At 37.6% G+C, this 4,014-nt stretch carries 1 protein-coding gene and 1 pseudogene; both read right to left on the bottom strand.

Translation table 11 applies throughout. The features are described 5' to 3' along the window. Positions 1-3,652, bottom strand: a 3,652-nt coding sequence (locus HMPREF2837_RS03420) for an SspB-related isopeptide-forming adhesin (RefSeq protein WP_075230647.1), incomplete at its 3' end; no start/stop codon positions are given. A gap of 162 nt (positions 3,653-3,814) precedes the next feature. Further along, positions 3,815-4,014, bottom strand: a pseudogene (locus HMPREF2837_RS03415) (surface protein); the annotation flags it as partial.

Genomic DNA, 4,014 nt, shown 5'->3' with positions numbered 1-4,014 from the left:
AGGTCTTGTAGAACTCCTCTGGATTCTCCGCCTCGAATACTTGAATCGCTCCTTTCGGAGTGAAATTGCTAGACTTCAGAGCTTCTTGGACACCTGATGGTGCCTTATCTAGACTCTCATAAAGAGCCATTTTCAAACCTTTAACTAATTGCCCTTTAGAATCTGTCACTTGAACACCGTCTTGATTGATCGTAACAGCTTCCTCTGGGTAATCATCAACGATATAGAACCCTTTACCAATACGGTCTTTATCTGCTTCAATGCCCTTGTATTGGCTATAATCTGCCGTTACCTTGTAGTAGTTAACAGAACCTGCCAAGACCTGTTTCCCATCGATGTTAACACCTGCTTTATTCAGATTCTTCTTGGTAGGTTTCGCAGTAGGAACATTATTTACAACTGTATCTGTGATATAAGCTGAACCAAAATCAAGCTGATAAGCTGTATTCTCGTACTTACCACCTGTTTGACCCAATTCCTTCTTGACAGTCATTGGATTAGTAATCGTCAGAACTTCTCCAGTTTGAACGTAGGTCTTGTAGAATTCCTCTGGATTCTCCGCCTCAAATACTTGAATCGCTCCTTTTGGAGTGAAATTACTAGACTTCAGGGCTTCTTGGACACCTGTTGGTGCCTTATCCAGACTCTCATAAAGAGCCATTTTCAAACCTTTAACTACTTGCCCTTTAGAATCAGTCACTTGAACACCATCTTGATTGATAGTAACAGCTTCTTCTGGGTAATCATCAACGATGTAGAAGCCTTTACCAATACGTTCTTTATCTACTTCAATGCCCTTGTATTGGCTATAATCTGCAGTTACTTTGTAGTAATTGACCGAACCTGCCAAGACTTGTTTCCCATCGATGTCGACACCTGCCTTGTTAAGATTCTTCTTGGTTGGTTTAACATTAGGAACATTATTTACAACTGTATCAGTTTGATATCCGTTACCGAAATCAACTTGGTAAGCCGTATTCTCAAATGATTTTCCTGTATTTCGCAATTCTTCCTTAGTTACCATTGGATCAATAATTGTAACAGATTTTCCTGCTTTGATATATTGGTTAAAATAGGCTTCTGGAACATCCACTAAAAATACTTGGAAAGCTCCCTTAGGCTTAATTTCAGAACTATCTAGAAAGGCTTTAACCTTATCATTATCAACAGCTTCAATAGAATCGTACTGATACACGGAAATACCTGAAACTTCTTTTCCTTCGCTGTCAATATAACGAATATCCGATTTATTAATAGTCACTGCTTCTTCTGGATAATCATCAATCGCACCAAAGCCTTTTAGAATAGCAGATGGATCTGCTTTTATTCCCTTATACTGATCATAATCCAAGGTTATATGGTAGTAATTCGTTGAACCAGCTAGAACTGGTTTCCCATCAATGATAACTTTATCCTTATTGTAATTATGTTTAAGAGGTTGAATTAAATTATTATTCGGATTGTCAGGATCATTCGGTTTACCAGGTGTTGAAACCTGAACAATATTTGAATAACTTTCGTACTTATTATTAATTTTTAATTGGAAATTGTTCTTGTAAGTTGCACCATCATTTGTAACTTTTCCTACTAAAATTGGAGCTGGTACTTGTACTTCCTTACTTAAATCTTGATTAAGCTTAGATTTCAAACTTTCTAAGCCTTTTACCCTAACGACATGGCTCGATTCGTCATAAGTTAATTCAAAATCTGAGCTAGCGTTCTTTGATGCTTCTACATCTAACACAAAACCTGAAGGCAAGGCATCCACAATTTCAAAGTCTGTAATCACTTCACGATTAGCTGGAAGAGGCTTAGTTGTTAATTCCCACTCTACCGTTGAAAGTTTAGGTACATAGCTTTTATCAATAGATTCACCAGAAGAATTTTTTACAAACTTTTCTAGGTCAGGCACTGCCTGTAAACGTGCATATCTAACCCTTACTGTTGGAGGTGATACTAAAGAGGGAATCTCTTTTTCCTTTGGCTCCTCAGGTTTAGGTGGTAGCGTTTCCTCCACTTTCACTTTTGGGGAACTTGGTAGAGGAGTTTCCTTCTCGTATGTTGGCTCAAATGGTTTTGTTAATGAGGGTACCTTTTTTAACTCTGCACCATCTCCCAGAATTGTGAACACAACGTTTTGAGCATTTCCACTCGCATTCTCTGCATCCCATTCAGCGGGAGTTCTTCCCTCTGTCGAACCAGGGGATGATGTGTGAAGGTACGTTAGACTAGAACCATATCCTACTGAAGCAAAAGAACCCTTAGGAATATCTGAGGTATCATTAACACCATCTTCTACTCCCTTCATGACGCGACCATCAAAATCCAAACCTGAGGCACTAGGATTAATAACCATTCCACGACCAGACGAGCCATAGCTAAAATTTGAACCTTGACCCCAATCTACATCGGTAATAACTGTTCCAATTAAGAGGGAAACAGGTGTTGTCGTACCTTCAATATAAAAATCAAAAATCAACTCTAAACGTGTATGATTATTATAAACAAAATAAAGACTACCACCATCTCCACTCTTAAGGTAGATATCTGGATCTGTCACAGGAACACCATTTCGAACTTCTCCCTGATAGTCTCCTAAATCAGAAACTCTGACTTTGGCCGTTACCTTCCTACCATCCGTGAGTGTTCCAATATTGTGAATATAGAATGTATCTCCAACTTTTGGAGCTTTAATTACATCGTAGACTCCTGTACCATCTTTGCCAACTTGAGTTCCTTCACTCCCTGTTACATAAGTATCTGCATGATAGCCTAAAAATCCGTTCATACTCTCTACTTGGAGATCATCATCTGGTACAACTGTAAAATCATTATAATAGTCCAAGCTCCCCCGACCAGCTGAATTATATCCTCCATAAACTTTGAAACCTGTTGCAGATCCAAATAAAGGCTTGCTTGTTTGAATTGCCTCTTTCTCAGTTTTAGCAGTTGCTAGCTTCTTTGTATAATCTGTCAAAGAAGCTTCATAAGCTTCTTTCTTAGCTGCGTTTCGTTTTCGGATTTCTGCATTTTCTTGATTGATACGATCAATTTCTGCCTGATTCTCCTTCTGATTCTTTTCATTATCTTCACGGATTTTCGAATTATTCTGATTGATACGTTCAACCTCAGCTTGATAAGAAGCTAAATCCTTTTGATATTTTTCTTTCTTTGTGGCATTTTCATCTTGGACTTTCTTTCGTTCCGCTTGGTTCTGTTTCTTATCTTCTATATATTTTTCAGTAGCTTTCTCAACACTATCTGCTTGTGTGCGATAATCGCTTTCGACTTCCTTTTGCTTTTTTTCCAACTCAGAGCCTGTACTTGCAGTTCCTTTATCGACTACAGAATCATATTCTACCTTCAATCCAGCTTCTTGTGCCTTTTTAACAGTTTCATCTAAACTAGAATGAGAAATAGAAACTTCTAACGTTCCTGTTTTTTCTTCACTCTTTCCTTGATTTTCAGTAGAAATACTGCTTGGACTCATCTGGGCATAAGGCGCATTTGTAGCTGGATTTTCAGTTCGTTCATCTGCCATAACTGGACTTATCATACTTAAAGCTGCTAAACCTAGTATCACTCCACAAGTTCCATATGTTTTTGATTTCCGAATAGATCCATATGTTTTTGTTTCTCTTACTTTGTGCATTTTATCTCCTTATCTAAAATATTAATCAATATAAAATCTCAAATGTTATAAAACCTCAAATGTTGGCGCCCGAGGCCTCTTATAATATAAAATCATCTCTTTCCTTTCCAAAAGAAAAAAGCCAGTTTTCACTGACTTTTCTATACAATATTGTAATGAATTTTAAGAAATCCACTTACCAGAATAATCTAAACGATAACCACCAATCGTCTCATTTTGTGCCATCTTACCATCTGCTTTCAAATAATACCAAGCACTTCCATCTTTGAACCATTGATCTCTCAGATAACTTCCATCTGATTTGAGATAGTACCACGCTTTATAACTAGAATCGTATAACCACTCACTTTGTGCCATTTTCC

Origin of the sequence: Streptococcus sp. HMSC071D03 (genome assembly GCF_001812125.1) — a bacterium.
Taxonomy (GTDB): Bacteria; Bacillota; Bacilli; order Lactobacillales; family Streptococcaceae; genus Streptococcus; species Streptococcus pseudopneumoniae_N.
The sequence above is the reverse complement of the archived record's forward strand: the minus strand, read 5'-3'. Positions and strand labels throughout refer to the sequence as shown.